This window comes from Actinocrinis puniceicyclus (genome assembly GCF_018283645.1).
GTDB lineage: Bacteria > Actinomycetota > Actinomycetes > Streptomycetales > Catenulisporaceae > Actinocrinis > Actinocrinis puniceicyclus.
In genome coordinates this window covers 1-5,658 of record NZ_JAGSXH010000211.1, presented here as the reverse complement: position 1 = coordinate 5,658, position 5,658 = coordinate 1, and the positions used below count along the sequence as shown (strand labels likewise).

At 67.9% G+C, this 5,658-nt stretch carries 5 protein-coding genes; 2 read left to right on the top strand and 3 right to left on the bottom strand.

The features are described from left to right. The coding region (locus KGA66_RS27810; RefSeq protein ID WP_211472355.1) for a cellulose binding domain-containing protein at positions 1–1,088 on the top strand (1,088 nt) is incomplete at its 5' end. Between the two features lie 380 nt (positions 1,089–1,468). Beyond that, a complete protein-coding gene (locus KGA66_RS27805; RefSeq protein ID WP_369015983.1) occupies positions 1,469–2,869 on the top strand; it encodes a non-reducing end alpha-L-arabinofuranosidase family hydrolase in 1,401 nt (466 codons plus the stop codon). Between the two features lie 259 nt (positions 2,870–3,128). On the opposite strand, the gene KGA66_RS32345 is transcribed toward KGA66_RS27805, so the two are convergent. The 3 genes from KGA66_RS32345 to KGA66_RS27795 form a co-directional block, all read right to left on the bottom strand. After that, positions 3,129–5,207: a ricin-type beta-trefoil lectin domain protein gene (locus tag KGA66_RS32345; protein WP_211472351.1), complete on the bottom strand. Its 2,079-nt coding sequence runs from the start codon at positions 5,205–5,207 to the stop codon at positions 3,129–3,131. A gap of 47 nt (positions 5,208–5,254) precedes the next feature. Next, a complete protein-coding gene (locus KGA66_RS31270) occupies positions 5,255–5,389 on the bottom strand; it encodes a hypothetical protein (protein WP_281416870.1) in 135 nt (44 codons plus the stop codon). A 138-nt stretch (positions 5,390–5,527) separates the two neighbouring features. After that, positions 5,528–5,658 (bottom strand): RICIN domain-containing protein (locus tag KGA66_RS27795; protein ID WP_211472357.1); only part of this gene is annotated, 131 nt, incomplete at its 5' end.

Here is a 5,658-nt window from a genome sequence, read left to right as displayed (position 1 = left end):
AGATCAAGCAGTGGACGAACGTGCTCGGGGTGAGTCAGACCCCGTCGTCCACCGACACGCCGGTCTCCGGCTGGACCCGGACCCGCTACAACGACGGCTCCGGAACCACGCAGGTCGAGGCGTACAGTATCGCCGGCGCCGGGCATCAGCTACCGATCAAGGGCTCTGGCATGGCCGGCTACGCCATCCGCTTCATGGGCCTGGACGGCAGCGGCTCCACCGGCAACTCCGTCAAGGTGACCAGCCCCGGCAACCAGAGCGGCGCGGTGGGCACCTCCGTGAGCGGCCTTCAGGTCCACGCCACCGACTCCGCGGCAGGACAGAGCCTGACCTACACGGCCACCGGCCTGCCGCCCGGCCTGTCGATCTCCTCGTCGGGCCTGGTCACCGGCACGCCGAGCACCGCGGGCACCTACAGCGTCACTGTGACCGCGAGGGATGCGACGGGGGCGTCGGGTTCGGCGTCGTTCGCGTGGAGCATCTCCGGCAACAGCGGTGACACGGTGTCGGTGACCAACCCGGGCAGCCAGTCCGGGTCGGCCGGCGCGGCTATCGGCAGCCTGCAGATCCACGCCACCGACTCCGCGGCGGGACAGAGCCTGACCTACACGGCCACCGGCCTGCCGCCCGGCCTGTCGATCTCCTCGTCGGGCCTGGTCACCGGCACGCCGAGCACCGCGGGCATCTTCAACGTGACGCTCACCGCCACCGACTCGACCGGCGCGTCCGGGTCCGCGTCGTTCATCTGGACGATCAGCAGTGACACCACCGGCGGCGGGACGTGCCAGGTCTCGTATGTGAAGAACGAGTGGGGCGGCGGTTTCACCGCGAATCTGACGATCACCGACACCGGCACCACCGCGATCAACGGCTGGACCCTGACCTGGAGCTTCCCCGGCGACCAGAAGGTCACCAACGCCTGGAACGCCACCGTCACCCAGACCGGATCGGCGGCGTCCGCGACCAACATGAGCTACAACGCCGCCATCGCCCCCGGCGGCAACGTCCAAATCGGCTTCCAAGGCACCTGGAGCGCCAACGACACCAACCCCACCGCCTTCACCCTCAACGGAACCGCATGCGGCTGACCGACTGACGCGACCGACGCGCGTCTCATAACGACTCGCGGCTAGTGAAATCAGCCGGCTGCGCAACGCCGGGCTGCGTCCGCGCGGCGGCAGGCACCAAGGCGGGCGTCTGATGGCAGCGGGCTCTGATGGCAGAGGGCTCTGATGGCAGAAGGCTGTGTAAGGCGTCGACGAAGTTTCGCACTCACCGCCGACGGCTCGCCCTTCACGCCGGCACGCCGCTGCGCCGGCATTTGAACCAGCCCATCCGATCGGGCGCTCCCGCTGCGGTGGGCGCGTCCGTCCAACCCACTCGACACAAGGCAGGGATCCACTTGAAAGACACCAAATACCGGTCGTGGGTGGCCGGCGGAGCGGTCGCCGCGGTCATAGCCGCCGGCATGACCGTGGTCGCCACCTCCTCGGCACAGGCCGCCTCCGGCTGTCAGGTCTCGTACACGATCAGCAGCCAGTGGCCCGGCGGCTTCGGCGCGAGCGTGAACATCACCAACCTCGGCAGCCCGCTCAGCAGTTGGAGCCTGTCCTGGTCCTTCGGCGCGGGGCAGACCATCACACAGTTGTGGAACGGCAGCTACACCCAATCCGGCGGCAACGTCACCGTCACCAACGTCTCCTACAACGGCTCGATCGGCACCGGCGCGACCACCAACTTCGGGTTCAACGGCGGCTGGACCAGCAGCAACCCGGTCCCCGCGAGCTTCACTCTCAACGGCACCACGTGTACCGGCGCCGTCAACAGCGGCTCCCCCACACCCACCCCGAGCTCGACGCCCACACCCACGCCGTCGGCCTCGCCGTCCTCTTCACCGTCATCCTCACCCTCGTCCTCCCCGTCGGCGTCTGCGTCGCCGTCCCCGAGCGGGAGCAGCGGCAACTGCTCCCTGCCGTCCACGTACCACTGGACGTCGACCGGTGCGCTGGCGCAGCCGAAGAACGGGTGGGTCTCGCTCAAGGACTTCACCAACGTCGTCTACAACGGCAAGCACATCGTCTACGCCTCGGACGTCAACGGCTCCGGGTCGTACGGCTCGACGGGCTTCTCTCCGTTCACCAACTGGTCCGACATGGCCTCGGCGACCCAGACCGGAATGAACCAGGCCGGGGTGGCGCCCACGCTTCTCTACTTCGCGCCGAAGAACATCTGGGTGCTGGCGTCCGAGTGGGGTTCCGCGCCCTTCATGTACCGCACCTCCAGCGACCCGACCAACCCCAACGGCTGGTCCTCGCAGCAGGCGCTGTTCACCGGCAGCATCTCCAACTCCGGCACCGGCCCGATCGACGAGACCCTGATCGGCGACGGCACGAACATGTACCTGTTCTTCGCCGGGGACAACGGCAACATCTACCGGGCGAGCATGCCGATCGGGAACTTCCCGAGCAGCTTCGGCTCCAACTACACCACGGTGATGAGCGACTCGACTGCCAACCTGTTCGAGGCGGTGCAGGTCTACAAGGTGCAGGGCCAGAACCAGTACCTGATGATCGTCGAGGCGATGGGCGCGAACGGTCGCTACTTCCGCTCGTTCACCGCCAGCAGCCTGAGCGGGTCGTGGACCCCGCAGGCCACCAGCGAGAGCAACCCCTTCGCGGGCAAGGCCAACAGCGGCGCCACCTGGACCAACGACATCAGCCACGGTGACCTGGTGCGCAACAACCCGGACCAGACCATGACCATCGACCCGTGCAACCTGCAGTTCCTCTACCAGGGCAAGGACCCCAACGCCAACCAGGCCTACAACCTCCTGCCGTGGCGGCCCGGCCTGCTGACACTCCAGCACTGATATGTAGCGATTTCCGCCGAGTGTCTGGCGCGAGCGGCGTCCGGGATGTGTGCTCCCGGGCGCCGCTCGCACCTGACAAGAATGTGGTGCCGGTCGGTGTCACGGCGTGTGTCGATTTCGACGCGTGGTCGATGCCGATATGCGCGGTTCACTGGTGGGCGTACGCAACCGCGCGCGCTCGGCGCGTGGCCCCGAAGCGGGCCACGCGCCGAGCTTCAGCTTTCGGCGAGGCAGAATCCTCTTACGGGATATTCGTGCCTCAGCCGAGGGTCCATTGCTGGTTGCTGCCGCCGTTGCAGGTCCACAGTTCGACCAGGGCGCCGTTCGCCGTGGATGCTCCGGTCACGTCCAGGCAGAGCCCTGACTGCACGCCGGTGACGGTGCCGTTGGAGTTGAGGTTCCACTGCTGGTTGCTCTGGCCGTTGCAGGACCAGATGATCGCCTTGGTGCCCGCGGTGGTGCCCTTACCGTTCGCGTCCAGGCACATGGTCGTGCCGTTGACGGTCACGGACAGCGCGCCGGCGGAGGTGTGCGTCCAGGTCTGGTTCGCGGCGCCGTTGCAGGTGTAGATCTGCTGCTGCGTACCACCCGAGGTGCTTGAGTTGGGGTCATCAAGGCACTTACCCGCACCCACCGCGTGCAACGGCCCCGTGCTGCCCCCTGAACTGCCGCCACTGACGCTCCAGGTGAACGATGTGGAGCCGGCGGCGCCGCTACTGTCCGTGGCGACGACGATCGGGGTGTAGGTGCCGCCTGCGGTGGGGGTGCCTGTGATCAGGCCGCTGGAGGAGATCGACAGGCCCGGCGGCAGGCTGGTAGCGCCGAAGACCAGGCTCTGCCCGGCGGCCGAGTCGGTGGCCTGGATTTGGATCGCGGTGATGGGGGTGCCCACGGCGCCGCTCTGGTTGCCCGGGCTGGTGACGGTCACCACATCGCCACTGCTGGAGCCGGCGGGGGTGAGATAGACGGCGAAGGCGTCGTGGGAGGCCTGGAACGTGAAAGGCACGGTCATCGATCCGCCGCTGGCGTTCATGGTCTGGTTGAGCACGACCTGCGGGGAGCTGAGCGGTGCCTGGTCGGGGATGCGCTGTACGACCACGTTCACCGAGCTGCCCAGCCAGGGCTGCGTGGCCAGGCCGTTGAAGGTGACGGAGGCGCTTCCGGTGTACCCGTTGCTGTCGCCGATGATGGCCACGGCGCGCTTGTTGGTGCTGTCCTCGGATGCGGAGACGGCGGTCGAGTTGACTTGGCCGGAGGTGTTCACGAGCGTGCCGGTCATGTCCGCGTAGTCACGCATCGTCCACCAGTTGCCCGTAGGCTGCCACGAGCCGCCACTGTTGGTCAGCACCCCGGTCAGGTTCGGCGTCTCGCAGCACACCCAGTTGCCGCGCATCGCGTTGGCGTACCCGGACTGCGCGAACCGCGCCAGGTACCAGGCCGTGACGCCGGCGGTCTGCCGGTCGGCCGGCTGATACTCGTTGGCCGACAGCGGGCGAGCGCTGATCCCCGCCGATGACAGAGCATTGTTGAGTGCCTGCGACACCGCGACCGGATCGTCGACGTCGCCCTCGTCATGGTTGGTGATCATGTCCGGCACCGTGCCCGCCGACTTCACGTGCGAGAGCCAGGTCGACCACTCGCCCGGGTTCGCCAGCGGCGTGAACGCGATCGACGGGCCGACGATCGTCGCGCTCGGCGCGACCTTGCGGATCTCCCGGTACGCGGTGTCCCACATCTGGAAGTACTGGGTGCTGTTCATCCCACGCGTCCAGAACGCGGAGATGTCCGGTTCATTCCAGATGTCGTACGCGAACTTCAGTCCCGAAGCCTGCAACGCCCCGACGGCGGAATCGATGTAGCCGACCCAGTTCGAACAGTTGCCGTTGTCACACGGGAACGTCGTGTTCGAAGGCTGGCCGCCGTCCGCGCCGTACATGTCGCTGAGGATCACCTGGTACTGCGCGTGATACGAGCCCTGAGTCAATCGGCGCGCCTGCGCGAGGATCTCGTTGACGTCGGCCTTGGTCGAGTTGCCGTACGTGTAGTTGTCCGCGATCCAGCCGCCCGAGGCGTGCCCGCCGCCGCGGTACGCGGTGATGTTCAGCGGCTGGAGGTACTGGTCCGACGGCTGGGTGCCGTCCTGGCTGATGCCGTACAGGAACCCTTCGCCGACCCCGGTCGCCGCCCCGCGCGTCGATGCGAGGTCGACAGTGAGCGACTCGCCCGATGCGGCGTGGCTCGCCGCCGGCGCGAGCAGGGGGATCGCCAGCGCGAGGGCGGTGCCGGCGGCCAAGGCCAGGCGGCCGGATCTCCTTCTTGTCGAGCTTGTCGAGGTCATTGTCCTCATTGACTCCTCCATGGGTATGGCGCCACGGCAGTGTGGCGTTACTTGACCGGGCCGCCGGTGACGCCGGCGACGACTCGGCGCTGCGCGATGATCAAGACCGCGGCCATCGGCATCCGCATCGGCATCGACCCCGGTGCCGCAGCCGAAGCGGCCAGGCCGCATCTGGACGACACCTTGAGGACTACCGGCGCGTTATCCAGCGCCGCGCGCGCGGTTGCCGCCGGGGGCCCGCACGTCGCCCGGCGGCGCACACGCCTGCCGGAGCGGCGAACGCCGCTCCGGCAGGGTTGCACCCTCGAGACGGTTTCTCGCTACCCGAGGGTCCATTGCTGGTTGCTGCCGCCGTTGCAGGTCCACAGTTCGACCAGGGCGCCGTTCGCCGTGGATGCTCCGGTCACGTCCAGGCAGAGCCCTGACTGCACGCCGGTGACGGTGCCGTTGG